Below are 26,050 nucleotides of genomic sequence, written 5' to 3'. Positions count from 1 at the left end.
ATCAATGTTTAAAGTGAATTCAGAAACGCCAGCAGCGCGGCACGCTGCTCGGCATTGAAGGATAAAACCTGTTGCTGCGCCGCTGTCGCTTCGCCGCCGTGCCAGAGCACCGCTTCGAGCAGATTGCGTGCGCGACCGTCATGCAAAAACTGCGTATGACCGCTGACTGCTTGCGTCAAGCCAATCCCCCACAATGGCGGGGTGCGCCAGTCGCGGCCAGAGGCCTGGAATTCAGTGCGGTTGTCAGCCAGGCCGTCGCCCATGTCATGCAGTAGCAGATCGCTGTACGGGCGAATAACCTGATTGGCCAGTTCAGGTTCGGCGGCGTTGGCGGCGGTGGTGTATTTCGGCGTGTGGCAGGAATCGCAGCCGGCCTGGAAAAACAGGTTCTTGCCGGCGATGACGTCAGCATCGTTAACGCCACGGCGTGCAGGCACGGCGAGGTTGCGGCTGTAGAACAGCACCAGACGCAGGATGTTATCGCTGACTTCCGGTTCGCCGTTCGGACCATTGCCGTTCGGCGCCTGCTTGCAGGCGGTTTGCGCGTCGGTGCAGTCATCGAAGGGTCTCAGGCTGGTGGTGAGGCCCATATCACCCGAAAACGCGTGAACATTCTGTTGATTGAGGTTCGGTTGCCCGGCTTTCCAGCCAAATCTGCCCATGACGGTTTTTTGCAGCGCGTCATCCCAGACCTGATTGGGCCGGCCATGGATGCCGTTTTTCGCTTTGGCTTGCGCCGCGGCGTTGGCGAGGATGGCTTCTTCGGGGATCGCTTCGAGCAGGCCGAGACCGATCATTGGCGGGGCAACTCGGGCTGAGAAGCGCGTGTCCGGGTGCATCGGGCCGTAACCGAGTTGAGTGATCTGCAACAGCGGTTTGCGCAGTTCGACTTCGGTGCCGTCCTTGAAGCGCACGGGCACTGGTGTGTACTCAACGCGCACTTTGCCTTCCGGCGTGACACCGGGCACCGCCATGTCCTGGAACTGACCGCCGTACACCGGCTCCGGCACCACGCCGACCTGTTCAATGACTTTGGCAAACTCCGGCGCATCGGGAATCGACAGACGCACCAGCATCGACACGGCGTTGGGCGCATCCGGCGGTGGCGGATGACCGCGACCGTCCTTGATGTGGCAGCCCTGACAGGCGTTGGTGTTGAACAACGGCCCGAGGCCATCGCGTGCGGTAGTCGTCGACGGGGCGATCACCCACGGGCTGCGAAAGAAGCTGTTGCCGACGCTGAAATCCACCCGCCGCGATGGCGGCAGGTTGGCAGAGGGCAGGGAGAATGCATTCTGATCGGTCTTGCGCACGGTCGCCGCACCGCCGGAACGTGCTTCACCGGGCTCGGCCTTGGTGAAACGCGGGGCGTCATCGCAGGCACTCAGGCCCAAGGCCAGAAACAGTGCGGACAAGCGAAGAGGCAGCGAGGGCATCAGACATCCTGCGGACGGGCGAAAATAAAGGCGCAAAGTCTAACAGGGCGAGGGGGTTTGAATAAGAGGAATTATCGTTTGCTTGATACAGCGCAAATCTGAAGAGCAATGCAAAACCCCTGTAGGAGTGAGCCTGCTCGCGATAGCGGAGTGTCAGTCGACTAACTTCTGGCTGACACTCCGCTATCGCGAGCAGGCTCACTCCTACAAAGGACCGTGTTTGGCAGGTATGAAAAAGGCGACCCGAAGGTCGCCTTTTTTGACGCGGACGCGTTTGATCAGAACTCGTGATCAGCGTTGTCCGGGTTCAGGTCGCTGATGCCCAGTTTGCCGGCAGCGGCTTCGATCGAACCGGTCTGCTTGACCAGCGATGCGATCGCGTCGCGAACGATCTGGTTGCCAGCGGTGTTGCCGGCTGCGATCAACTGGTCGTAGTGCTCACCCTTGTTGGCGTGATCGACCATGACCTGGATCTTCGCTTCGGTGGCAGCCAGATCGGCTTTCAGCGCGGTGTCGGCAGCCGGGTCAGCCTTGGCCACCAGCGACGACAGGCTGGCGCCGGTCATCTTGGTGCCGTCAACACGGGTGTACTCGCCCAGGTAGACGTTACGAATGCCTTTGGCATCGTAGAAGTGCGAGTTGTGCGTGTTGTCGCTGAAGCAGTCCTGCTCGTCTTCAGGGGAGTTGGCTTCCAGGGAAACCTTCATGCGCTCGCCCGCCAGTTCGCCAAGGGACAGGCTGCCCATGCCGAAGAGCATTTTGCGCAGACCGGTTTCGCCCGGTTCGGCTTCCAGGGTGGCGCGGTAGTTGTCAGCCACGTTCGGCTTCCAGTTGCCGACCATTTCTTCCAGGTCGCTGACCAGCAGTTGGGTCACCGACTTCAGGTAGGCACGACGACGATCGTTGTGACCGCCAGTGGCGCCGGCGCCTTCGAGGTAGTCCGAAGCAGGACGGTTGCCAGCGCCAGGGCCGGTACCGTTGAGGTCCTGGCCCCAGAGCAGGAATTCGATGGCGTGGTAGCCGGTGGCGACGTTGGCTTCGGAACCGCCCAGCTCGTTGAGGCTGGCGAGTTTTTCCGGGGTGATGTCTTTGACGTCGACCTTGTCTTCGCCGACCTGAACTTCGGTGTTGGCGATGATGTTGGCGGTAGCGCCCGGGTTACCCAGTGCGTGCTCGTAGGACTTGTCGACGTAGTCGATCAGACCCTCGTCCAGTGGCCAGGCGTTAACCTGACCTTCCCAATCGTCGATGATGGTGTTGCCGAAGCGGAACACTTCACTCTGCAGGTACGGAACGCGCGCGGCGACCCAGGCAGCCTTGGCAGCTTTCAGGGTGTCGGCGTTCGGCTTGGCGAGGAATGCGTCGACGGCGGTCTGCAGGGTTTTCGCGGTGGATTCGGCATCGCTGTAAACCGCGAAGACGATGTCGGCGTAGTGCGCGACCACAGCCTTGGCGGCGGCTTCGTCGACTTTACCGGCAGCGGCAGGCGCCGCCGCTGGTGCGGTGGTGCTGGCGGCTGGCGTCGGTGCGGCCGGAGCGGCGGCCTTGTCTTTGCCTTCGCCGCAACCGGCGAGGGAAATAGCGATGGCCAGCAGACTGGCGGTAGCCAGAGGCATACGAATCATGGCGAACATCCTGCTTCGATAGTTGAGTGGACTCGCGCTGGGGGTGCGCAAAACTGCGACATAATGCAAATCTTTCGCATTATGTGTAAAGGGAGTGCTTGGAAATATTTCTTATTCACGCACCAGGATCAAAAGATCGCAGCCTGCGGCAGCTCCTACAGGGGGAACACATTCCAAATGTAGGAGCTGCCGCAGGCTGCGATCTTTTGACCTTCTAGAGAATGGCCGCGTTACTGCGTTGCGCCTGCTTGAGGTAGGCACTCAACTCACGCGCCGGCAACGGCTTGCTGTAGTGGTAACCCTGACCTTCATGACAGCCCTCGGAGATGATGTAGCTTTCCTGCTCGGCGGTTTCCACCCCCTCGGCAATCACCTGCATGCCCAGGCTTTTACCCAGTTGAATGATCGCGCGAACGATGGTCGCATCGTCGTCGTCATCGAGCAGATCCTGAACGAAGCTCTTGTCGATCTTGATCTTGTCCAGCGGCAGGCTTTTCAGATAACTCAGCGACGAATAGCCCGTACCGAAGTCGTCGATGGCAATCAGTGCGCCGGAGCGACGCAGGCTCAGCAAGTGCTGGGCGGCGGTGCTGATGTCTTCCATCAGGCCGGTTTCGGTGACTTCCAGCTCCAGGCTGCGTGGCGGCAGGCGGTACATCTGCATCAGGTTGTTGACCACCCGTGGCAACTCGGCATGGTGCAGTTGTACGGTCGACAGGTTCACCGCCATGCGCAGATCGGCGAAGCCCTGATCGTGCCAGTCACGCAATTGCTTGCAGGCCTGATCGAGCACCCATTCGCCGATGGCGATGATCGTGCCGTTTTGTTCCGCCAGCGGGATGAACAGATCCGGCGGCACCAGACCGTGCTCCGGGTGTTGCCAGCGAATCAGCGCCTCGACGCCCACTACGCGGTGGTCGCGATAGCTGATCTGCGGCTGATAGACGAGGTAGAACTGATCGCGCAGCAAGGCATCGCGCAAATCTTTTTCCAGTTCGCGGCGGCGACGCATCTCGCTGTCGACGCTGGCGATGTAGAACTGATAGCGGTTGCGCGAGCGAGTCTTGGCCAGAGTCATGGTCTGTTCGGCTTTCTGCAGCAACTTCTCGGTGCTGTCACCATCCTCCGGGAATAGGGTGATGCCGATGGTCGCACGCAGGCGGATTTCCTGATTCTCGAGGGCGAACGGCGCTTCCAGGTCATCGAGAATGCTTTGTGCCAGTTCTGCCGCTTCGTAAGGCTGTTCGATATCGGCCTGCACCAGGGCGAACTGGTCGCCACCCAGACGGGCGAGGGCACCGAGGCGGCCGCTATGGGCGCGCAGGCGATCAGCCAGCGCCAACAGCAACTGGTCGCCGGTCTGGTAGCTGAATTGTTCGTTGATGCCCTTGAAATCATCCAGTCCTACACATAACACCGCGACCCGGCGCTGCAGCTTGCCGGCGTCGACCAGAATCTTGTCCAGTTGTTGCTGCAATTGCTGGCGATTCGGCAGGCCGGTGAGGAAGTCGTACTGAGCCATGCGCAGCAGGCTGTTTTCCGCTTCGTGGCGTAGATGGGTGTTGCGTTCGATTGATTCGAGAAGCTGATTGGCGGTATTGATCCAGATACCCAGTTCGTTTTTCTCGTGGCCCTTGAGCTGCGGAATCTTGTGTTCGCTGGGGCGATCGGGATTGATCTCGGTGAGATGTTCGATGATCCGCGACAGCGGTTTGGTCAGCAGCCAGTGATAGACCAGATACAACACCAGGCCCATGGCCAGTGCGCGCAATACGCCAGAAATGAAAATGATCACCGAACTGACGATAAAACCCTCGCCATAGGTGGCGGTGTCGAGGGTGATGCTCAAGTCACCGTAATATTCGCTGTACGGGCCGCGTCCCACCAATTGCGTGGTGAAAGTGCGCTCCTGGCCGAGGATCAGGTCGGTCAGCCAGCGGCTGTTGGAGTGCTGCAGGTCGCGGGATTTCTGCGCGAGCATGGCTTCGTTGGGGTGGCCGATGGAAGCCTGACGCACCGCGTCGTCCTGGAACAAGCCTTCAATCACCTGCATGCCCATCTCCCGGTCCAGGCTATACACGGCCTGGGTGGACGGATCGCGGAACATGTCGAGGATTCGTTCAGCGTCGCCGGCGACCGCCTGACGGGTTTTATAGGCATCGAAAACAATCTGCGCGCAGCTCAAGACCACACCGACGATCAATGCCGACAGGAGCACGACCCGGAGCAACTTCACCGACAAGCTGTTCTTGAGTTCCAGCTTCAAAGGGTTATTCCTTGTTCCGTGCGGGTAGCGTCAGTTTGCCATGAGTATTGGCAATCCCGAGTTGGCAGTCAAAGGGACAATCAGGCCCAGGATAATTTGCCTGTGGCCCTGGCCGAAATGCTGCTGTCTGGAGTATTAGCCCTAATTTGTACTATGTCGGTAGTTTCGCCCCTCAACTTGAGCGGTTCGCAGCATTTTTTCCGCTGTTTTGATGTTAGCCCTCTGTACGGCGGCAGCAAGCCAAAGCAGTGGGAAAAAACCGACCCCAATGTAGGAGCTGCCGAAGGCTGCGATCTTTTGATCTTCGGCGTACTTGAATACGTCAAAGATCGCAGCCTTCGGCAGCTCCTACAGGAAGTCAAAAGCGTTGAGTGTTCGCAGGTTTCGTCCGTGCGTATAAATCACAGGCATAAAAAAACCCGGCAAAAGCCGGGTTTTTTGACTGGCGCGCAGCTTAAGCGGTGAAGGTTTTGCCTTCGAACTGCTCAGCGACGAACTTCCAGTTGACCAGGTTCCAGAACGCTTCGACATACTTAGGACGAACGTTGCGGTAGTCGATGTAGTAAGCGTGTTCCCAGACGTCGCAGGTCAGCAGCGGGGTGTCGCCGCTGGTCAGCGGGTTGCCGGCGCCGATGGTGCTGGCCAGAGCCAGGGAACCGTCAGCCTTTTTCACCAGCCAGCCCCAGCCGGAACCGAAGGTGCCGATCGAGGTTTTGCTGAACTCTTCCTTGAACTTGTCGAACGAACCGAACGCTGCGTTGATGGCTTCAGCCAGCGCGCCGGTTGGTTGACCGCCGGCGTTTGGCGCCAGGCAGTTCCAATAGAAGGTGTGGTTCCAGACCTGAGCGGCGTTGTTGAAGATACCGCCCGAGGAAGTCTTGACGATTTCTTCCAGGGTCTTGCCTTCGAACTCGGTGCCTGGCACCAGGTTGTTCAGGTTCACGACATAGGTGTTGTGGTGCTTGTCGTGGTGGTATTCCAGGGTTTCCTTGGAAATGTGCGGCTGCAGGGCATCGTGTGCGTAAGGCAGCGGCGGCAATTCGAAAGCCATGATGATTCTCCTAATCAGGTCTGTTGCGGTGAGCGCAAGGCCGATCACGGGCGGCCAGAAATGCACCGGCGAGTTTTTACTCTTTGCGGCGCAGGGTTTCGATCATAGCACCGGGGTTGCGCCATAACCACGCAACAACTGTGTGGGATAGAGGTTCAAGGGGATGCCCTCACTAAATGACGGATCGCGTTGGAACTGTGATCGTGCCAAGCAAGGCGCGGGACGAAGAGGATGCTTTTTGCCTCTTCGAGTCCTGCAACGCCGCTTGGCACGATCACAGCTCCAACCCGAAGGGCCGCCGCCCCGTAAAGCGCAATCCGTCGTTGTTCGTCGCTCATTTGGCCCGCCAAACCACGCTCCTCACGCCTAGTCTTGCGCTTTACGGGGCGGCGGCGCGACCGTCATTTAGTGAGGGCATCCCCTTAGCTGTTTGGAATAAATCAGCTCGCGATTATCAACTGCCCCGCGACCGTGAACATCATCAACGCCACCACCAGATCAAGGATCCGCCAGGTACTTGGCCGTGCCAGCCACGGCGCCAACCAGGCAGCGCCCAACGCCAAGGTGAAAAACCACAACAGCGAAGCACTCGCAGCACCGACCACATAAGCGCCCGGTACCGATTGCTGCGCGCCGAGCGAACCGATGAGCAACACCGTATCCAGATAAACGTGCGGGTTGAGCAGTGTCACTGCCAGAGCACTGAGCATCACCGCGCGCAGCGAGCGCACGGTCTGGTTTTCACCTTGACCCATGCTTTGTTTCGAACAAGCTCGGCGCAGCGCCTGGCTGCCGTACCAGATCAAAAATGTCGCGCCGCCCCAGCGGGCAACCGCCAGTAACGTCGGGTTCTGCGCCAGGATCGTCGCCAGCCCGAACACGCCAGCGGCGACCAGCAGCGCATCGCACACCACGCATAGCGCCGCTACCGGCAAATGGTGTTCACGGCGCAGGCTCTGTGCCAATACAAAGGCGTTCTGCGTGCCGATCGCCATGATCAGCCCGAACGCGACCAGCAAGCCGTTCACATAGCTTTGCCACATAAGAATTACTCCGCGTTGGCTGCCAGATCGCGCAGCACTTGCATGGCGCGTTCGGCATCGGCCTGTCCGACGAACAAATGATCGTGGTAGTAACCGGCAATCACGTTGCAACTGATCCCGGCCCTGCCCAATGCCGTGGCGAAGGCGGCGGTGAGGCCAACGGCTTCCAGCGCCGAATGCACGTTGAGGGTGATCCACGCGGCCACGTAGTCGAAGCTGAAACCGGCCTGTTCGGCGTCGGAACGTTCGAGAATCACCGTCAAGCCTTCCTCTTCGCGGAAGCTGCCGATGATTTGCACACCGCTCGGCAATTGGCCGACGGGCAGGGTGCAGAACACGTATTCGCCGGCGTTGAGTTGTGGGCTCATGCTGCGCAACAGGGTCGTGAGTGAGGTTTCGCCAGCCATTGCAGTGTTCCTTGAGAAAGAGTGCTTGCTGGCTATTCTCCGATCGAAACCTGTATAAGAAAAACCAATAGTGCTGATCGCTCATTAGGAAAACTGATGTTCGACTACAAATTGCTTTCCGCTCTGGCCGCCGTGGTCGAGCAGGCCGGATTCGAGCGGGCCGCGCAGGTGCTGGGTTTGTCGCAATCAGCGATTTCGCAGCGGATCAAACTGCTCGAAGCACGGGTCGGCCAACCGGTGCTGGTGCGCGGTACGCCGCCGTCGCCAACCGAGATTGGCCGGCGGCTGCTTAACCACGTGCAGCAGGTGCGTTTGCTTGAGCGCGACTTGCAGACCCTGGTCCCAGCCCTGGATGAAGAGGGTTTGCCGGAGCGCCTGCGCATTGCGCTTAACGCTGACAGCCTCGCCACATGGTGGGCACAAGCGGTGGGCGACTTCTGCGCCGAACAACATTTGTTGCTCGATCTGATCGTCGAAGACCAGACCGTCGGCCTCAAACGCATGCGCGCAGGAGAAGTGGCCGCGTGCCTTTGTGCCAGTGAACGACCGGTGGCCGGCGCGCGCAGTGTGCTGCTCGGCGCGATGCGTTATCGCGCACTGGCCAGCCCGGTATTCATCGAACGGCATTTCCCGAATGGCGTGCGTGCCGAGCAGTTGCCGCGCACCCCGGCGCTGGTGTTCGGCCCGGACGACTTCCTCCAGCATCGCTACCTCGCATCGCTAGGGGTCGATGGTGGTTTCGAACACCATTTATGCCCGTCCTCGGAAGGTTTTATCCGCCTGACCGAAGCCGGACTCGGCTGGGGCCTGGTACCGGAACTGCAAGTGCGCGAGCAGTTGCAACGCGGCGAATTGCGCGAACTGTTGCCAGATAAACCGATCGATGTGCCGTTGTACTGGCATCATTGGCGCAATGGCGGTCAGTTGCTGGGCTTGCTGACCGAGCAATTGGTGCGCGCTTCAGCGCAATGGCTGGTGCCTTGGAAACAGCCATGAGCGTCAAGCTGCAGCGGCAAGTCTAGCGCCGCTCACCGTTTTAAACTTGCAGCTCGAAGCTTGAAGCTCGCAGCTGGTTTCATTGGAGCTTTACATGAAAATTCTGGTCACCGGCGCAAGCGGCTTCATTGGCGGACGCTTTGCGCGTTTCGCCCTGGAGCAGGGCCTGGATGTGCGGGTCAACGGTCGCCGGGCCGAAAGCGTCGAGCATCTGGTGCGCCGGGGTGCCGAGTTTGTACCTGGCGATCTGACCGATCCTGATTTAGTGCGCGAACTGTGTTCCGACGTCGAAGCCGTGGTGCATTGCGCTGGTGCCGTCGGACTGTGGGGCCGTTATCAGGACTTTCTTCAGGGCAACGTGCAGGTCACCGAAAACGTCGTTGAAGCCTGCCTCAAGCAGCGCGTCCGCCGCTTGGTGCATCTTTCGTCGCCATCGATCTACTTTGACGGCCGCGATCATTTGGGCCTGACCGAAGAGCAAGTGCCCAAGCGCTTCAAACATCACTATGCTGCGACCAAATACCTGGCTGAGCAAAAGGTCTTCGGCGCGCAGGAGTTCGGTCTTGAAACCATCGCCCTGCGCCCGCGCTTCGTCACCGGTGCCGGTGACATGAGCATCTTCCCGCGTCTGCTCAGGATGCAGCGCAAGGGCCGTCTGGCGATCATCGGCAATGGCCTCAACAAGGTCGATTTCACCAGCGTGCAGAACCTCAACGAAGCCATGCTCAGCAGTCTGCTGGCCGCCGGCTCCGCGTTGGGCAAGGCCTACAACATCAGCAACGGTGCGCCGGTGCCGCTGTGGGATGTGGTCAATTACGTGATGCGCAGGATGGAAGTCCCACAGGTCACCAAGTACCGTTCCTATGGTCTGGCCTACAGTGTCGCGGCGCTCAACGAAGGTGTATGCAAACTCTGGCCGGGCCGGCCGGAACCTACGCTGTCGCGCCTGGGCATGCAGGTGATGAAAAAAAATTTCACCCTCGACATCAGTCGCGCCCGGCATTATCTGGACTACGATCCGAAAGTCAGCCTGTGGTCGGCGCTGGATGAGTTCTGCGCCTGGTGGAAAGCGCAGGAGATTCACTGAAACTCGTTGAAACGAATCGGCCAGCCGGCAATGAACCGCACCGCAGGTTGAGGGTCAATGCCTGCGGCTGCGCCGGTTATACTTCGCAGCATTTAGCCATTACCGCGTTTCACAAAGGTTGCCTCAATGTCCATGCGTAATGATGCCCACGACGATTTCGATGATGTCCCGAGCCTGCGTGCCGATACCTTCGACGACGATGACATTCCGACCACCGCGCGCACTTCCGTGCATTCGCGTACACCGCCTGTGGTCAAGGTCAAGGCGGCGAGCACCGGGCCATTGTGGGCACTGGTCGGTGCCTTGTTTTTCGCCTTTATCGGCCTGGCATGGTGGAGTTTCCAGCAGATTTCACTGATGGAGCAGCAACTGGTTGCGACCCAGGAAAGTTTTGCCCGCATCAGCGAAGAGGCGGCCGGACGCCTGCAGGATATTTCCGGCAAGGTGGTGGCCAGTCAGAGCAATGTAACCAGCGACAGCGAAGCCTTGAAGCTGCAGATCAAACAACTTGAAGGCAAGTTGCTCGATCAGAGCAAGGAGCAGCAGGGCGTGGCCGGTCAGGCCAGCGATCTCGACAAGCGTCTTGCACAGATGAGCGCGCAGACCACCGAGCAGCAGAACGCCAATACCCAGTTGCAGGCGCAGGTCAAAGCCTTGACCGCAGAGCTGGCGACGGTGAAAAGCACCCCGGCCGATACCAGTAAGGTCGACGCCCAGCTCAAGGCTTTCGACGCGCAATTCAAGAGCCTCGGCGCTGACATTGCCGCACTGAAAAAACAGGGCAATCCAGGCGCGGCCATCGACCGTCTGGAGCAGGACATCGTTGTCCTCAAAAGCCAGCAGGACAATCGTCCGGCAACGCCTCAGGGGGGCGCCACCAATACTGCTGAGTTTGATGCGTTTCGCGCTCAGATGACTCGCAACCTCAACACCTTGCAGGCGCAGATCCAGAACCTGCAGCAGCAAATCAACGCGCGTCCCTGAACGTCGGCAGCGGTGGTGAAGGATTCCTCGCCACCGCAACTCCCGACACTTTCAGAAACCCTCTGAATATCCATGCATCAGCCCAAGCCGTCTACGCTCTTGAAACACCAACAAGAACGAGGGATGCGTCATGGGGTTTGTGCATAAATTCGCCTGTCTCTGTTTGCTGTTATTGGCCAGCCTCGGCCAGGCCAGCGCCGCCACCAAAGACGACAGCCAGGCCGCCATCGCCCTGCTGGAAAAAGCGCTGGCCTATTACCACGACAACGGCGACAAGGCATTTGCCGCCTTCAGCCGCCAGGGCGAATTTGTCGACAAGGATCGTTATGTGTTCGTGGTCGACACCAAAGGTGTGATGCTCGCCAGCGGTGGGCCTTCTTCGGCCCTGATTGGCCGCGATGTCAGCGAAGTGCTCGGGCCGGATTTGCAGAAAGCGTTCAAGCAAGCCTTGATGGTGCCGGAAGGCAACGGTATTCAGCAGGCTGAATACCGTTGGCAGAACTGGGCCGATGGCAAGGTCGAGCGCAAGCACGTGTTCTATCAGCGCATCGGTCAGCGCATTCTGGCGGTCGGTTACTACTTGCCGCGGGCTTCGGCCGAGCAGGCCAAAACCCTGCTGGATAAGGCGTCGGCTGATCTGGGCAAAGACGAGAAAGGCACGCTCACGGCGATCAATTCGCTCAAGGGTGGCTACCTGCAGGACGACTTGTATGTATTCGTGGTCGACCTGAACACCCAGCGCTACGTCGCCCACGGTACCAACCTGCGCCTGATCAATACCGACTTCGGCAAGATCAGTGACCCGGAAGGCAAACCGGTGGGTGAGCCGATTCTGGCGCTTATCGGCAAGCAGGATGAGGGTGAATATGAATACCGCTGGAAGAACCCCGTGACCGGCAAGGTCGAAGACAAACATGCCTACTTGAAGAAGGTCGGGCATTTCCTTGTGGCGGTGGGTTACTACAGTCCTTGAATCCCAGCGCTGATCGTTCCCACGCTCCGCGTGGGAACGCCTCAATGGACGCTCTGCGTTCGGCTTTGGATGGGACGCAGAGCGTCCCGGGCTGCATTCCCACGCCGAGCGTGGGAACGATCGTGTGAAAGGATTATTTGGCGCCGTGCTCACGCCCGCGCAGCAAGTTGTTCGGCATCGCAATTGCCGCCGCCAACCCGAGCAACGACACCGCCGCGCTTACCCACAACAAATGCCGGAACGTGACCAGCAACTCCGCGCGCAAGGCGTTTTGCGCATCCCCCGGTGCCGCGTTCAGACCATCGAGCAACACATTGCCGCTATGCCCTTCGCTCATCAGCGAACTGCTCGCCAGATGGGCGAAATTCGAATCCTGCAGCAGCGCCAGCAGCAGCGCCGACATCAACGCCACGCCCACCGCGCCGCCCAGTGAGCGGAACAGGTTGGTGGTGCTGGTGGCCACGCCGATGTCGCGTTGCTCCACCGAGTTCTGTGTGCCGACCAGTGAGGTCGGGAACTGCATGCCGCTGGAAATACCGCAGAGCAACATGAACAAACCGCTGAGCAATGTCGCTTCTGGCGGGCTGAAGGCCATGCCGAGAATCGAGATCGGCATCAGCACCGCGCCAGTCAGGATTTGTGGCTTGTAACGCCCGGTGATCGACGTGCGCCGGCCGGCGAAAAATGCGCCAATCGGCAGGCCCATGGCCAATGGCAGCAAGTGCAACGCTGCGCTGTCGGCGCCGGCACCGGTGACCGTCTGAAAGCGCAGCGGCATCAGCACGATCAGCGAAATCGCCTGGAAACTGGTGAAGAAAATCGTGCACCAGCACAACAACGCATTGCGGTTGGCGAACAGATGCATCGGCAGCAATGGTTCCCGTGCCCGACGCTCATGCCAGACAAACACCGCCAGCACCACCACCGCGCAAGCGAACAAGCCGAGCACTTCGCTGCTGCGCCAGGAATGGCCTTGGCCGACTTGAGTAATGCCCAAGAGCAGCGCGGTCAGGCCGATGATCATCAACAGCGTGCCGAGGTAGTCGATGATCGGTTTGCGTTGCGGAATCGGCAGCCCGCGCAGATTGCGCCGCGCCACCCACCAGGCACCGAGACCCAGTGGCAGGTTGATCAGAAACACCCAGCGCCACGACAGGTATTCGGTCATGTAACCACCCAGCACCGGGCCGGCGACGCTGGCCACCGCGTACATGCTGCTGAAGTAACCCTGATAACGGCCGCGTTCACGCGGCGGAACGATGTCGCCAATGATCGCCTGGCTTACCGAAATCATCCCGCCAGCGCCGATGCCCTGAAGGATCCGCGCCAGCACCAGTTGCTCCATGCTTTGCGCCATGCCGCAGAACAGCGAAGCGAGGGTGAACAGGCCCATGCCGAACAGCATAAGTTTGCGCCGTCCGTACAAGTCGCCGAGCTTGCCGTAGATCGGCACGGCCACGGTCATCGCCACCATGTACCCGGAAATCACCCAGGCCAGCAGGCTGACATCCTTGAACTGGGCGGAAATGGCCGGCATCGACACGGCGACGATGGTCTGATCCAGCGCACCGAGAAAGATCGCCATCATCAGCGCGACCAGCACGCTGCGAATGGCCGGTTTGGGCGTTTCGGGGTGATTGAGATTGGTCACGGGCAAAACCTGCGGGCAGTGAGAGTCCCGCAGATCGTCTGGCGAGCGGGGATGCTCGCCAGTGTAAGTCGGTAGCAGGCTATTCGATAGCCTCATAAGGAAGTCCGACGTAATTTTCTGCAATGGTTTTTCGCCCCGCTTCTGAACTGACAAAATAGTCCAGTTCCGAGGCGCTGATGCGCTGGCTGAACGCATCGTGATCGTCGAAGCGGTGCAGCATCGAGGTCATCCACCAGGAAAAGCGCTCGGCTTTCCACACCCGGCGCAGGCAGATTTCCGAGTATTTATCCAACAGGTCGGTGCGACCGTCGCGGTAGACCTTCAACAGAATATTGAACAGCGTGCTGACGTCACTCGCGGCCAGATTCAACCCCTTGGCGCCGGTGGGCGGCACGATGTGCGCGGCGTCGCCAACCAGAAACATCCGCCCGTACTGCATCGGCTCGACGACAAAACTGCGCAGCGGCGCGATGCTTTTTTCGATCGATGGCCCGGTGACCAATTTTTCCGCAAGCTGCGCAGGCAGGCGGTTTTTCAGCTCGTCCCAGAAACGCTGATCGCTCCAGTCATCGACGTTTTCATCCGCCGGCACTTGCAGGTAATAGCGGGTGCGCGTCGCCGAACGCATGCTGCACAAGGCAAAGCCGCGCTCATGTCGGGCGTAGACCAGCTCCTCATGCACCGGCGGCGTATCGGCGAGAATGCCCAGCCAGCCAAACGGATACACCCGCTCGAACACTTTCAGACAATCGGCCGGAATCGACTGTCGAGCGACGCCGTGGAAACCGTCGCACCCGGCGATGTAGTCGCAATCGACGCGCCATGTTTCGCCGTCCTTTTCGAAGGTGACAAAAACTTCGTCGCTTTTCATGCCATGAGGAACGACATTGCTCGCTGAATAAATCGTTGTTGCTCCGGCCTCCCGACGAGCGGCCATCAGGTCGCGGGTGACTTCGGTCTGGCCGTAGATCATCACGGTCTTGCCGCCGGTCAGCCCGTGAAGGTCGATGTGCACCTGACGTCCGTTCAGCGCCAGATCGAAACCGCCATGCACCAGCCCTTCGGCGTCCATGCGCTGACTCACGCCAGCCTGACGCAACAGCTCTACCATGCCTTGTTCAAGCACGCCGGCACGGATGCGCCCGAGCACATAGTCAGGGGTTTGACGTTCGAGGATGAGGGTGTCGATGCCGGCGTTGTGCAGTAACTGGCCGAGCAGTAGACCGGACGGACCGGCGCCGATGATGACGACTTGGGTTTTCAGCGTTTTCATTGTTTTTATGACTCGCAAGCTTCACGCGGCAAATGCCGGCGAATGTTTTTATGGATCGAGTGCTTGCATTTTTCCCTCGCGGGTCTGTCAATTGAAGGTGAAAACTGAGCCGATACCTGTACATTCTGCCAATCGGTGCGATTATCGCCCCACAACCCCGAGGCTGGATTGAAGTGATGAACAAGCCTGAGCTGTCCTCGATTCCGGTGTTCAAGCTCTACGGTGAAAGCCTGGACTGGCCGACCCCTGACTTGCTGCACTGTGAAACCATTTCCTCACGCAGCCGCGAACATCAATGGGAAATCAAACCCCACCGCCACGCTGATTTGTGCCAGTTGCTCTTCGTCTTCAAAGGTCAGGCAGAGCTTGAGATCGAAGGTCAGCGCACGCAACTCCAAACACCCGCGATTCAAGTCCTGCCGCCGTTGTCGGTGCATGGCTTTCGTTTTTCCGAAGACGTTGAAGGCTTTATCGTTACCCTCGCCACGCCGCTGATCAGCCACTTGCAGGCGCAATTGGGCGAATCGGTGCAGGCACTGGCCTGCGCGGAAAGTTACCCGGCCGGACAGGACGGCGATTATCTGAACAGTCTGTTCATGGCGTTGCAGGCTGAATACAACGGCCATCAACCGGCGCGGGAAATGCTCATGCATTCGCTGGTCAGCGTGATCATGGTCTGGGTCAGTCGCCAAGCCATCGTGCGCCACAAGGCCAGTCAGCGCCCGCAGCGCCAGCGCGAATACCTCAACGGTTTTATACAGTTGGTAGAAGAGACTTATCGCCAGCATGTGAAGGTCGAGGATCTGGCGCATCGCCTGGGCATTTCGGTATCGCACCTCAACGGCACGTGCCGTGAACTGGCGGGGCAGCCGGCGTTGCAGATCATGCATGAACGTCAGTTACTGGAAGCCAAGCGTTTGCTGACCTACACCAGCATGACCATTTACGAGATGTCGGAGTTGTTGGGATTTTCCGATCCGACCAACTTCACGCGCCTGTTTCGGCGCCGGGTGGGGATATCGCCAAAGGCGTTCCGCGACCGCCTCAAGGCCGAACAGTAGTCCATTAACACCGCAGCCCCCTGTAGGAGTGAGCCTGCTCGCGATAGCGGTGTATCAGTCAAAATCTATCTGACTGACACACCGCTATCGCGAGCAGGCTCACTCCTGCAAGGTCAGCGCAACGCGTTAAGCGTGGCGTTATGCGGAATGCAGCGCTCGAAATTGCAGCTCGCGTATTCGCGGGGCAGCTGTCGCAGTTGTTCGACCCGCCAGGCAGCGGTGCCGTACAGCGCCAGCGTGGCGGCGCAGGTGATGAAAATCGCGAAGTACCTTCTTGTTTTGATGTTCATGGCGTAGACCTCTGAACGCATACCCTGCGGTATTACTTTCAGCATAGAACAAGATCAAAAGATCGCAGCCTTCGGCAGCTCCTACACCGATCCATGTAGGAGCTGCCAAAGGCTGCGATCTTTTGACTTTTAAAATCCCACGTCCCATTGCGGATTTTCAGGAAAGCGCTCTACCAGAAAATCCAGCATGCTGCGCAGCGCCGCCGGCATGTGTTTGCGCGAGGCGTAGACCGCGTAGATGTTCAACTGCCGCGGCTCGGCATGGGGTAGCAGGCGCACCAGTTCACCGCTGTGAATATGCACCCCGGCCTGATAGGTCGGCAGCATTGCCACCCCGGCGCCAGCCAGCGTTGCACGCAACAACGTGCTGGCTTCGTTGGCGCTGATGTTGCCCTGCACCGGCACCGAAACCGGTTCGCCACCCTCTTCGAAATGCCACAGGCTTTTGCCGAAATACGAGTGAGTCAGACAGTTGTGCCGGCTCAGATCTTCTGCCCGTAAAGGCATCGGCTGTTCTTGCAGATAAGCCGGGGCAGCGCAGACAACTGAGCGACAAACGGTCAGGCGCCGGGCGATCAGGTTTGGATCGAGATCATTGCTGGTGCGAATCGCCAGATCGATGCGTTCATCCACCAGGTTCACCGTGCGATCGAGCATTTGCATATCGATGCTCACCCCCGGATAGCGTTTTACATACGCGGCCATTGCATCGGCCAATTGTGCCTGACCGAACGAGGTGCTGACGCTGATGCGCAGAAGGCCGCGCGGCGTATCGTGGGGTTCGCTGACGGCAGCCTGCATGTCGCTCGACAGTTCGATCATCTGCCGGCAGCGCGGGAGAATTTCACTGCCGGCGGCGGTCAGGCTCAATTTACGCGTGGTGCGGTGCATCAACCGCGCGCCGACCCAGTCTTCCAGCTCCGCCAGATAACGCGAAACCACCGGTCGCGACAGGTCCAGGTGATCCGCTGCGGCTGACTGGCTGCCCAGATCCATCACGGTGACAAAGACCCGCATTGCTTGGAGACGATCCATGATTTGCCCGCTTTCAGAAACAAACTATGTTCAAGCATCGCATTTTTTGTACCGAGCCAGGCAACTAAGCTCTGTTCCATCGCCAAGCAGGCATTCGGACACCGGAGCAACAGATGATCGGCTTCACCTTGATCAAACGCGTTTTACTCGCCAGCACTGCACTGGGTTTTGCAGCACATGCCGCCGCAGCCAACCTGACCCTCGATGTCTACAACCCTGGCACTGATGCGATATTCCCGGTCACGTCGGTGCTGGTCAGCGGCGAGAAGGACGCAATCCTCGTCGATGCGCAATTCGGCAAATCCCAGGCCGAGCAAGTCGTGGAAAAGATCCGCACCAGCGGCAAGCACCTGACCACCATTTACATCAGCCATGGTGACCCGGACTACTACTTCGGCCTCGACACCCTGACCCAGGCGTTTCCTGACGCCAAGGTGCTGGCCTCGCAGCCAACGGTCGATCACATCAACAAAACCGTCGCCGGCAAACTGGCTTTCTGGGGCCCGAAAATGGGCGCCGACGTACCAGCAAAGACCATCGTGCCGGGTGTGCTCAAGGGCGACAGCCTGATGCTCGAAGGGCAGAAATTGCAGGTGGTCGGCCTTGACGGCAAGCAACCGGATCGCAGTTTCGTATGGATTCCTTCGCTCAAAGCCGTGGTCGGTGGTGTGGTGGTCGCCGAGAACATCCATGTGTGGATGGCCGACACCCAAACCGCGCAATCCCACGCCGACTGGCTGCAAACCCTGCACTCGATCAAAACCCTGAAGCCGAACACCGTGGTGCCAGGTCATTACCTCGGCAACAGCAGCCGTTCGCTGGCCAGCGTGAAATTCACCGCCGACTACATTAAGACGTTCGACGCTGAAACCGCCAAGGCCGAAGACTCTGCCGCACTGATTGCAGCGATGAAAAAACGCTACCCGAAACTGGGTGAGGAAAGCTCGCTGGAACTGAGCGCGAAAGTCGCCAAGGGCGAAATGCAGTGGTAAGCCGAACCTGAAATCGCAGCACTCTCAAGCCAACTGGAGAATGTCATGAGCAAGATCGCAATCATTGGGGCCACCGGTCGTGCCGGTAGCCAGTTGCTGGAAGACGCTCTGCGTCGTGGTCATAGCGTTACCGCTATTGCCCGCGACACCTCAAAGATCGGCGCGCGTGCCGGTGTGGTCAGCAAGAATGTCGATGTGCTGGATTCGGCCGAATTGCAAGACGCGGTGGCCGGTCACGATGTGGTGATCACCGCCGCGCATTTCGCCACCGTGCCAGCGGCGGCGATTGTCGGGCCGGTGAAGCAGGCCGGGGTGAAGCGTTTGCTGGTGGTCGGCGGTGCCGGTTCGCTGTTGCTGCCGGACGATACGCGAGTGATCGACAGTGCGGGTTTCCCGGCGGAGTACAAAGCTGAAGCCAGTGCGGGTGCGGCGTTTCTTGAGGCGTTGCGTCAGGAGCAGGATCTGGACTGGACCTTTCTGTCGCCGTCGGCAGAGTTTGTTGAAGGGGAGCGCAGTGGCAAGTTTCGTGTCGGCCAGGATCACTTGCTGGTGAGCGCTGAAGGGCGTAGCTGGATTACCTTTGCCGATTACGCGATTGCGTTGATCGACGAAGTGGAAACGCCGAAGCATTCGCGTCAGCGGTTTACTGTTGGGTATTGAGTGAAACCTCGCCCCTCACCCCAGCCCTCTCCCGAAGGAGAGGGAGCCGACCGAGGTGTCTGGCGCTGTACATCGACATGAAAAATCCAGTCGATTATGGATTCAAAGGCAATCGTTCAGGTCGCTGAACCTCTTCAATATCCCCCGGTCAGTCCCCTCTCCCTCTGGGAGAGGGCTAGGGTGAGGGGAAAGGCCTCACCGCAAATGTGCCTGCTCAACCAACCAGATCATCAATTCTTCCAGCTGCGGCGAAGGCTCGGTTCCCGCAGGCAACACCACGTAATACGCCAGCCCCGTCTTCACCTTCAAATCAAACGGCATCACCAGCCGCCCCGCACGCAGGTCATCACCAATCAACGACCAATCGCCGATCGCCACCCCCGTTCCGTGGGACGCCATCGACATCGCCTGATCCAGCGTTTCGAAATGCTGGCCGCTGCCGATGTTGTTCAGCCGCAGCTCAGCGGCGTTGAGCCACACCGACCAATCCTGAATATCGTGAGTGGGGTGCAACAACAGATGCTGTTGCAGATCTGTCGGTGAATTCAGCGCTGGCGAACCCTTGAGCAGCAGCGGCGAGCAGACCGGCGTCAGTTGCTCGTCGAACAGGTGCAAGGCGCCCGGCGAGTTATCGGGTGGCGCGCCGTAGATCACCGCCGCATCGAACTGTTCGCGCTGAAAATCCACGCCGTGTTGCAGCGAAGCGGTGAGTTTCACCGGCACGTCCGGGCGTTCTTTCTGCCATTGCAGCAGGCGCGGCAGCAGCCAGCGCATCACGCAGCTCGGCGCTTTGAGTTGCAGGGTTTCACGCTGCAGGCCGATCTGCTCGGTCGCTTCGCCGATCAGGCCGAAGATTTTTTCCACACGCGGTAGCCATTCCCGTCCCTCGGCGGTCAGCGCCAGGCCACGGGCCATTCGGATGAACAGCGGATAACCGAGATGCGCTTCCAGCCCGGCGATCTGCCGGCTCACCGCGCCTTGGGTGATGTGCAACTGCTCGGCGGCGCGGGTGAAGTTGCAGCACTGCGCCGTGATCAGAAAGGTGTGCAGGGCGGGCAGGGGAGGCAGGCGCTTCATGGGGATCCAAGGTATGACGTGAGGACATGGCTAGTATGACTTTTAATCGATTGTTGCGGCTACCTGCCGACCGTTCAATGAAGCCATGAAGGGCCTTTATGTAGGAGTGAGCCTGATCGCGATAGCGGTGAATCAGTCACCGCAATGGTGAATGAGAAGACGCCATCGCGAGCAGGCTCACTCCTGCATAGGAGCCTTGTGTCTTCAGCGAACAAGAAGGGCAATCGACATGGCGACGTGTGGCGAAGTACTGGTCAAGTTACTCGAAGGTTATGGGGTCGAGCAGGTGTTCGGCATTCCCGGGGTGCACACCGTGGAGCTGTATCGCGGGCTGGCGCGTTCGAGCATTCGCCACGTCACGCCTCGGCATGAGCAGGGCGCCGGTTTCATGGCCGACGGCTACGCGCGCACCGCTGGCAAACCGGGCGTGTGTTTCATCATCACCGGCCCGGGCATGACCAACATCACCACCGCCATGGGCCAGGCGTACGCCGATTCGATCCCGATGCTGGTGATCTCCAGTGTGCAATCGCGCAGTCAGTTGGGCGGCGGGCGCGGCAAGCTGCATGAATTGCCGAACCAGAGCGCATTGGTTTCCGGTGTTGCGGCGTTCTCGCACACCTTGATGTCCGCCGCTGAATTGCCGGTGGTGCTGGCGCGTGCGTTTGCGTTGTTCCAGGCTGGCCGTCCACGTCCGGTGCACATCGAAATTCCGTTGGACGTACTGGTCGAAAACGCCGATGACCTGCTTGCCAGCGTGCCGGTCAATATCGACCGCGCCGGTGCGGCGCCAAGTGCGGTCAAACGCATGAGCGATTGGCTTGCCGGGGCCAAGCGCCCGCTGATTCTCGCCGGTGGCGGGGCCATCGACGCAGCGCCGGAACTGACCCGACTTGCCGAGTTGCTCGACGCGCCGGTAGCGCTGACGATCAATGCCAAAGGCATGCTGCCGGGCAATCATCCGCTGCTGATCGGTTCGACCCAGACGCTGGTCGCCACCCGCGCGCTGGTCGCCGATGCTGACGTGGTATTGGCCATCGGCACCGAACTGGCCGAGACCGATTACGACGTCACCTTCGCCGGTGGTTTCGAGATCCCCGGCAAACTGCTGCGCATCGATATCGACGCCGATCAGACCGTGCGCAATTATCCGCCACATGTGGCGCTGGTGGCCGATGCGCGCAACGCTGCGCAAGCCTTGCTGAACGCGCTGTCGCAGGAAAAACTCGACGAGCGCAGCAGCGATTGGGGCCACGCCCGTGCCGGCAAGCTGCGCGCTGAACTGGCCGCGAGCTGGGATGCGCCGACCCTCGCGCAAACGCGTTTCCTCGACACCGTGCTCGATGAATTACCGAACGCGGTGTTCGTCGGCGACTCGACGCAACCGGTGTACACCGGCAACCTCACGTTCAACCCGGATCACCCGCGCCGCTGGTTCAATGCATCGACCGGTTACGGCACTCTCGGCTATGCCTTGCCGGCGGCGATTGGCGCCTGGCTCGGCGGCCAACTCGACCAAGGTGCGCGCCCTCCGGTGGTGTGCCTGATCGGCGATGGCGGCCTGCAATTCACCCTGCCGGAACTGGCCAGCGCCGTCGAAGCACGGGTGCCGGTGATCGTCCTGTTGTGGAATAACCAGGGCTACGAAGAGATCAAAAAGTACATGGTCAACCGCGCCATCGAGCCCGTCGGCGTGGACATCTACACCCCGGATTTCGTCGCTGTGGCCAAGGGGCTCGGCTGCGCGGCCGAAGCGATCAGCAGCATCGAACAATTGCGCAGCGCGTTGCGTAGTGCAAGCGATCGTCAGGGTCCGACCCTGATTGAAATCGATCAGACCCAATGGATGAAGGCGGTGGCGCAATGATCAGTTTCCCAACCACACTTGATGGTCTCTACATCAACGGCCAATGGTCCGCCGGCCGCGAACATCTGCGGGTGATCAACCCGGCCACCGAAGCGCTGCTGACCACGGTCAATGGCGGTGGCGAGCACGCGGTCGATCAAGCCGTCGCCGCTGCCAGCGAAGCGTTCAAGAGCTGGTCGCAAACCACTGGGGCCGAGCGTGGCGCGATCCTGCGCAACATCGCCAACGGTGTGCGCAATGGTCGCGAGCACTTGATGAACCTGCAATCGAGCAACAACGGCAAACCGCAGTTCGAAGCGGCCATCGACGTCGATGACGTGATCGCCACGTTCGAGTATTACGCCGAACTCGCCGAAGGCCTCGACGCAAAACAGGACAGCGACGTGCCGCTGCCCAGCGATGATTTCAGCGCACGCCTGCGTCGCGAGCCGTGTGGTGTGGTCGGGTTGATCGTGCCGTGGAATTTCCCGATGGTCACCACGGCATGGAAGCTTGCACCTGCGCTGGCGGCCGGTTGCTGCGTGGTGCTCAAGCCTTCGGAAGTGACGCCGCTGCCGGAGCTGGAACTGGCGGCGATCATCGCGGAGTCGGGGCTGCCGAATGGCGTGTTCAATCTGGTTTGCGGCACGGGTTTGGCAGTCGGTGCGCCGTTGTCGGCGGATCCGCGCATTGCCAAGATTTCCTTTACCGGCAGCAATGCGGTCGGCGTGCAAGTGATGCAGCGTGCGGCGGAAACGGTGAAGGGTGTCAGCCTGGAACTGGGCGGCAAATCCTCGCTGCTGGTGTTGGCGGATGCTGATATCGACTTGGCGGTTGAACTGGCCTGTGGCGGTGCGTTTTTCAACGCCGGGCAGATGTGTTCGGCCACCAGTCGCGTGCTGGTTGCTGAGGAACTGGAGGAGCAATTCCTGACTCGTTTGCAGAAACGTGCGCAGGCCATTCGTGTGGCCGATCCGTTCGATGCAGAGGTGGAAATGGGCGCGCTGGTCAATCAGGCGCAGTATCAGCGAGTGCTTGGGCATATCGATCGTGGCTTGAGCGCGGGTGCGCGATTGATCTGCGGCGGCAATCGTCCGGCGGACCTGCCGCGCGGCTATTTCTTGCAGCCGACAGTGTTTACCGATGTGCCGCTGGACAGCGCGCTGTGGTGTGAAGAAATTTTTGGGCCGGTGCTGTGCGTGCGCAGTTTCAGCAGTGAAGCCGAGGCGGTTGCGCTGGCCAATGACACGCCGTTTGGTTTGGTAGCCAGTGTGGTGACGAACGATGCCGCAGCGGCGGACCGCGTGGCCAATGCCTTGCAGGCGGGGATGGTGTGGATCAATGCGCCGCAAGTAATTTTCCCGCAGGCGGCGTGGGGTGGGTACAAGCAGAGCAGCGTTGGCCGCGAATTGGGGCCATGGGGCCTAGCCGCGTTTCAGGAAATCAAGCATGTGATTCGGGCAGCCTGATCACAGAGGCGTATTGGCTGGCCTGGCCTCATCGCGGGCAAGCCCGCTCCCACAGGTTTATGGTTGTACACAAAATTTATGCACGGCATTGATTCCTGTGGGAGCGGGCTTGCCCGCGATGAGGCCAGCCGCCACACCGTAGCTTCCGAATCAGACCGAAAGCCGCAACCGCGCCAGATCCCGCAACGGCGGCGCACCAAACAAGCGGCTGTACTCGCGGCTGAACTGCGATGGACTTTCATACCCCACCCGATATCCCGCCGCCGAAGCCTCCAGCCCTTCGGCCAGCATCAACCGCCGCGCCTCCTGCAAACGCAGCTGCTTCTGATACTGCAACGGGCTCATCGCCGTCATCGCTTTGAAGCGGTGATGCAAGGTCGAGACGCTGAGGTTCACTTCCTTGGCCAGATCATCAATGCGCAATGGCTGTTCAAAGTTGCCGTTCAACCATTTGATCGCCTGGCTGATGCGATGGCTCTGACTGTTGGCAATCGCGATTTCATACAAACGATGGCCCTGCGGGCTGCGCAACAGGCGATAAAGAATCTCCCGGCGAATCAGCGGTGCGAGCATGGCGATGTCTTTCGGTGAATCGAGCAAACGTGCCAGACGCAGCACCGCATCAAGCATCGAACTGTCGATCTGCTCGACATACAAACCACGCCCGGTCGGTCGGGTGGGTACGCCCATCGGGCCGGCGTCGGCGATCAGTGCGGTGATTTCTGTCGGGTCGATATCCAGGCGCACGGCGAGGATCGGATCCTCGGGCGAGACATTGACCACGCGCCCGCTCAGCGGCATCGAAACCGACACCACCAGGTAATTCAACGGGTCGTAATTGAAGAACTCGTCCGCCAGGCGCACCTCTTTACGTCCCTGCGCCATGATGCACAGCGCCGGTTGTGCGAGCACCGGGGCAAAGTCGTGGGATTTTGTGTGCCGCGACATGTACAGCGAACCGATGGCGGTCTCGTAGCTGCCATCGTCGGTGGTGTTGCGGCGGATGATCGCCGCCAGTTCCGCACGCTGTTTTTCCATGTCAGCGCTGGGTTCGGCTTGAAAACGATCGAATGACGTCATGCACGGCATCCTCGGCAGGGGAGGTGGAATGGAGCAGAGCATATGTTTGTGCAAGCGCCAGCGGTAGACACATCCTGCGAAATGCTTGCCTGATTCTGCACAGCGCTATTGCTCAACACCGACGCGACGCCGGACTGTAGGAGCTGCCGAAGGCTGCGATCTTTTGATTGTTGTCTTTAAGGTCAAAAGATCGCAGCCTGCGGCAGCTCCTACAGGGGATGTGTGTGAACTCAGGTTCAGACAAGTTTCGCAGGATTGTGCAACACGGCGGCAGGAATCGACTAACGGCGTCTGGGGCGTGGCCCTTAACCTTTGATCCTGTCGCAGCCCGCCCCCGGCTGCCACGCGACTCCCTGGGAGGGTTGAACATGTCCAAGCAGATTCCCGTCAGTCATATGGCCTTCGTTCGAGCGCGCGCCGGGCGTTCGGCGGAACTCGGTGTGCGCCTGAGCGCGTTGATCGAGCCATCCCGCGCCGCCCCCGGTTGCCTGAGCTTTGCCTTGCAGCATTCACAGTGTGATCCCCAGTTGTGGCTGGTCTGCGGGTTCTGGAGCAGTCAGCAAATGATGACCAACTATTTCAACAGCCCGTCGATGCAAATCTTCGCCGAGCTGGTGCAGGAGCTGGTGGTCAACAGCCTCGACTTCCATACCTTCAAGGACGTGTCGGCGGCGCAAGCCCTCGGTCAATGTCCGGCGCCGGTACACAAACTCGTCGGTTGAGGGTTTAATGTCCGGCTTATTTGTCTGAGCCGGGATGTGTGACATGGCACGTAAAGAGTTCGAACACTTCGAAGCAGTCTCCGCAGTCGTCCCCGTCGAATTGGGCGGCAACAAGGGCTATCACGCGGCAATCGCGGTCAAGGCCCTGGTCGATGGCGGTGCACCACGCTTTCATAAACTGCTGAATGATCAGGTCTTCCCCGGCGCCATTGCCGCCGACGAGGCCGCCATCAATGAGCTGGATAACCTCAAAGGCGTCACTGACGACGCCGAGTTGATCTGGTAGACGCGTTACTGGTTGGCGCCCGGACGCCACATCTTGAACAGGGCCTCAGGCCCCAACTGGAAGTAATCCGCCGGCCCGCCGCCGCGCAGAATCGGTTCTGCTGCGGCGGTGTCGTAGATGCCGTCCTTCAACAGCCACTTGGCGATATGCACGGCGACCACTTCGCCGAGGATCAGCCAGCTCGGCACGGTTTCGCCATCGGCACGCTGCAACTGAATGATCTGGGTGACCTTGCATTCGAAGGACACCGGGCTTTCGGCGACCCGTGGCACCGAAATCACTTTTGACGCCACGGTCGTCAACCCTGCCAATTCAAACTCGTTGACCTCGGGCGCAACCATCGCGCAGCTCTGGTTCATCTGCTCGGCCAGCGGGCGGGTAGCGAGGTTCCAGACGAACTCACCGGTCTGCTCGATGTTGTTCAGGCTGTCTTTGCGTCCGACGCTGGAAAAACCAATGATCGGCGGAATGTAGTTGAAGGCGTTGAAGAAGCTGTACGGCGCCAGGTTCAACTGGCCATTGGCATCCTGCGAGGAAATCCAGCCGATGGGACGCGGGCCGACGATCGCGTTGAACGGATCGTGGGGCAGGCCGTGGCCGTTGGCGGGTTCGTAGAAGTGGATGTCATCGGGCATGGTGGGTGAATTCCTGAGGCTGCGTTTCGGATGCAGCCATAGTGCAAGGACGCCCCGCATATTTCCAGCCAGACGCAAAACCCCGTGTAGGAGTGAGCCTGCTCG

Annotated in this window: 25 protein-coding genes; 12 read left to right on the top strand and 13 right to left on the bottom strand. The window is 59.9% G+C overall.

Going from position 1 to position 26,050, the window contains the following annotated elements; genetic code table 11:
• Positions 1–8: 8 nt before the first annotated feature.
• The 3 genes from CQ009_RS14635 to CQ009_RS14625 form a co-directional block, all read right to left on the bottom strand.
• Positions 9–1,436 (bottom strand): di-heme oxidoredictase family protein, encoded by a 1,428-nt coding sequence (locus tag CQ009_RS14635; RefSeq protein ID WP_105707096.1) that lies wholly within the window; start codon positions 1,434–1,436, stop codon positions 9–11.
• Positions 1,437–1,714: 278 nt separating this feature from the next.
• Complete coding sequence (locus CQ009_RS14630; RefSeq protein WP_064391901.1) at positions 1,715–3,061, bottom strand: imelysin family protein; 1,347 nt, start codon at positions 3,059–3,061, stop codon at positions 1,715–1,717.
• Positions 3,062–3,275: 214 nt separating this feature from the next.
• The gene (locus tag CQ009_RS14625; protein WP_105707095.1) at positions 3,276–5,327 is read right to left on the bottom strand and encodes a bifunctional diguanylate cyclase/phosphodiesterase; all 2,052 of its coding nucleotides are present in this window, start codon (positions 5,325–5,327) and stop codon (positions 3,276–3,278) included.
• Positions 5,328–5,429: 102 nt separating this feature from the next.
• Here CQ009_RS14625 and CQ009_RS14620 point away from each other — a divergent pair, with 102 nt between their 5' ends.
• Positions 5,430–5,792 (top strand): hypothetical protein, encoded by a 363-nt coding sequence (locus CQ009_RS14620; RefSeq protein WP_105707092.1) that lies wholly within the window; start codon positions 5,430–5,432, stop codon positions 5,790–5,792.
• Here CQ009_RS14620 and CQ009_RS14615 read toward each other — a convergent pair.
• The 3 genes from CQ009_RS14615 to CQ009_RS14605 form a co-directional block, all read right to left on the bottom strand.
• A complete protein-coding gene (locus CQ009_RS14615) occupies positions 5,782–6,378 on the bottom strand; it encodes a superoxide dismutase (protein WP_007918933.1) in 597 nt (198 codons plus the stop codon). The genes CQ009_RS14620 and CQ009_RS14615 overlap by 11 nt on opposite strands.
• Positions 6,379–6,818: 440 nt before the next feature.
• Positions 6,819–7,421 carry a LysE/ArgO family amino acid transporter gene (locus CQ009_RS14610; protein ID WP_064391898.1) on the bottom strand — a complete coding sequence of 201 codons (603 nt, stop codon included), beginning with the start codon at positions 7,419–7,421 and terminating at the stop codon, positions 6,819–6,821.
• Positions 7,422–7,426: 5 nt separating this feature from the next.
• Entirely contained in the window at positions 7,427–7,828 is a 402-nt protein-coding gene (locus CQ009_RS14605) for an ACT domain-containing protein (protein WP_105707090.1), read from the bottom strand.
• A gap of 96 nt (positions 7,829–7,924) precedes the next feature.
• On the opposite strand from CQ009_RS14605, the gene CQ009_RS14600 reads away from it, so the two are divergent.
• The 4 genes from CQ009_RS14600 to CQ009_RS14585 all read left to right on the top strand — a co-directional run bounded on the left by CQ009_RS14600 (position 7,925) and on the right by CQ009_RS14585 (position 11,868).
• Positions 7,925–8,824: a LysR family transcriptional regulator ArgP gene (locus CQ009_RS14600; protein ID WP_064391895.1), complete on the top strand. Its 900-nt coding sequence runs from the start codon at positions 7,925–7,927 to the stop codon at positions 8,822–8,824.
• Positions 8,825–8,918: 94 nt separating this feature from the next.
• Positions 8,919–9,911 carry an NAD(P)-dependent oxidoreductase gene (locus tag CQ009_RS14595; RefSeq protein WP_064391892.1) on the top strand — a complete coding sequence of 331 codons (993 nt, stop codon included), beginning with the start codon at positions 8,919–8,921 and terminating at the stop codon, positions 9,909–9,911.
• A gap of 126 nt (positions 9,912–10,037) precedes the next feature.
• On the top strand, positions 10,038–10,895 hold the full coding sequence (locus CQ009_RS14590) for an ATPase (protein ID WP_064391890.1): 858 nt from the start codon (positions 10,038–10,040) through the stop codon (positions 10,893–10,895).
• Positions 10,896–11,025: 130 nt separating this feature from the next.
• Entirely contained in the window at positions 11,026–11,868 is an 843-nt protein-coding gene (locus CQ009_RS14585; protein ID WP_105707088.1) for a cache domain-containing protein, read from the top strand.
• A gap of 133 nt (positions 11,869–12,001) precedes the next feature.
• Here CQ009_RS14585 and CQ009_RS14580 read toward each other — a convergent pair whose 3' ends face one another.
• Together CQ009_RS14580 and pobA are read right to left on the bottom strand one after the other, a co-directional pair.
• Positions 12,002–13,519 carry an MDR family MFS transporter gene (locus tag CQ009_RS14580; protein WP_105707086.1) on the bottom strand — a complete coding sequence of 506 codons (1,518 nt, stop codon included), beginning with the start codon at positions 13,517–13,519 and terminating at the stop codon, positions 12,002–12,004.
• Between the two features lie 79 nt (positions 13,520–13,598).
• Positions 13,599–14,792: a 4-hydroxybenzoate 3-monooxygenase gene (gene pobA, locus CQ009_RS14575; protein ID WP_105707084.1), complete on the bottom strand. Its 1,194-nt coding sequence runs from the start codon at positions 14,790–14,792 to the stop codon at positions 13,599–13,601.
• Between the two features lie 176 nt (positions 14,793–14,968).
• Between pobA and CQ009_RS14570 the strand changes: the two genes are divergently transcribed.
• Complete coding sequence (locus CQ009_RS14570; RefSeq protein ID WP_064391883.1) at positions 14,969–15,853, top strand: helix-turn-helix domain-containing protein; 885 nt, start codon at positions 14,969–14,971, stop codon at positions 15,851–15,853.
• A gap of 113 nt (positions 15,854–15,966) precedes the next feature.
• On the opposite strand, the gene CQ009_RS30080 is transcribed toward CQ009_RS14570, so the two are convergent.
• Together CQ009_RS30080 and CQ009_RS14560 are read right to left on the bottom strand one after the other, a co-directional pair.
• Entirely contained in the window at positions 15,967–16,143 is a 177-nt protein-coding gene (locus CQ009_RS30080) for a hypothetical protein (protein WP_008085463.1), read from the bottom strand.
• 129 nt (positions 16,144–16,272) lie between these two features.
• On the bottom strand, positions 16,273–17,178 hold the full coding sequence (locus CQ009_RS14560; protein ID WP_218275797.1) for a LysR family transcriptional regulator: 906 nt from the start codon (positions 17,176–17,178) through the stop codon (positions 16,273–16,275).
• Between the two features lie 113 nt (positions 17,179–17,291).
• On the opposite strand from CQ009_RS14560, the gene CQ009_RS14555 reads away from it, so the two are divergent.
• Both CQ009_RS14555 and CQ009_RS14550 read left to right on the top strand, forming a co-directional pair.
• Positions 17,292–18,170 carry an MBL fold metallo-hydrolase gene (locus CQ009_RS14555; protein ID WP_105707080.1) on the top strand — a complete coding sequence of 293 codons (879 nt, stop codon included), beginning with the start codon at positions 17,292–17,294 and terminating at the stop codon, positions 18,168–18,170.
• Positions 18,171–18,215: 45 nt separating this feature from the next.
• Positions 18,216–18,830: an NAD(P)-dependent oxidoreductase gene (locus CQ009_RS14550; RefSeq protein ID WP_105707078.1), complete on the top strand. Its 615-nt coding sequence runs from the start codon at positions 18,216–18,218 to the stop codon at positions 18,828–18,830.
• 195 nt (positions 18,831–19,025) lie between these two features.
• Here the strand turns inward: CQ009_RS14550 and CQ009_RS14545 are convergent, their stop codons facing one another.
• Positions 19,026–19,907, bottom strand: coding sequence for a LysR substrate-binding domain-containing protein (locus CQ009_RS14545; RefSeq protein WP_105707075.1), 882 nt, complete (start codon positions 19,905–19,907; stop codon positions 19,026–19,028).
• A gap of 229 nt (positions 19,908–20,136) precedes the next feature.
• On the opposite strand from CQ009_RS14545, the gene CQ009_RS14540 reads away from it, so the two are divergent.
• Both CQ009_RS14540 and CQ009_RS14535 read left to right on the top strand, forming a co-directional pair.
• Positions 20,137–21,774, top strand: a complete 1,638-nt coding sequence (locus CQ009_RS14540) for a 5-guanidino-2-oxopentanoate decarboxylase (RefSeq protein WP_105707073.1) — start codon at positions 20,137–20,139, stop codon at positions 21,772–21,774.
• Entirely contained in the window at positions 21,774–23,222 is a 1,449-nt protein-coding gene (locus CQ009_RS14535; protein WP_177430997.1) for an aldehyde dehydrogenase family protein, read from the top strand. The genes CQ009_RS14540 and CQ009_RS14535 overlap by 1 nt, the downstream gene beginning before the upstream one ends.
• Before the next feature lie 150 nt (positions 23,223–23,372).
• Here the strand turns inward: CQ009_RS14535 and CQ009_RS14530 are convergent, their stop codons facing one another.
• Complete coding sequence (locus CQ009_RS14530; protein WP_105707071.1) at positions 23,373–24,302, bottom strand: AraC family transcriptional regulator; 930 nt, start codon at positions 24,300–24,302, stop codon at positions 23,373–23,375.
• 368 nt (positions 24,303–24,670) lie between these two features.
• Here CQ009_RS14530 and CQ009_RS14520 point away from each other — a divergent pair, with 368 nt between their 5' ends.
• Entirely contained in the window at positions 24,671–25,024 is a 354-nt protein-coding gene (locus CQ009_RS14520) for a putative quinol monooxygenase (RefSeq protein WP_064391869.1), read from the top strand.
• A 43-nt stretch (positions 25,025–25,067) separates the two neighbouring features.
• Positions 25,068–25,310, top strand: coding sequence for a hypothetical protein (locus CQ009_RS14515; protein WP_016985292.1), 243 nt, complete (start codon positions 25,068–25,070; stop codon positions 25,308–25,310).
• Between the two features lie 5 nt (positions 25,311–25,315).
• On the opposite strand, the gene CQ009_RS14510 is transcribed toward CQ009_RS14515, so the two are convergent.
• A complete protein-coding gene (locus tag CQ009_RS14510; protein WP_064391867.1) occupies positions 25,316–25,945 on the bottom strand; it encodes a flavin reductase family protein in 630 nt (209 codons plus the stop codon).
• Positions 25,946–26,050 lie beyond the last annotated feature (105 nt).

The sequence above is a fragment of the Pseudomonas sp. MYb2 genome (genome assembly GCF_002979955.1).
Classification (GTDB): Bacteria; Pseudomonadota; Gammaproteobacteria; order Pseudomonadales; family Pseudomonadaceae; genus Aquipseudomonas.
Note: the sequence above shows the minus strand (reverse complement) of the source record. Positions and strands in the feature narration are given on the sequence as shown.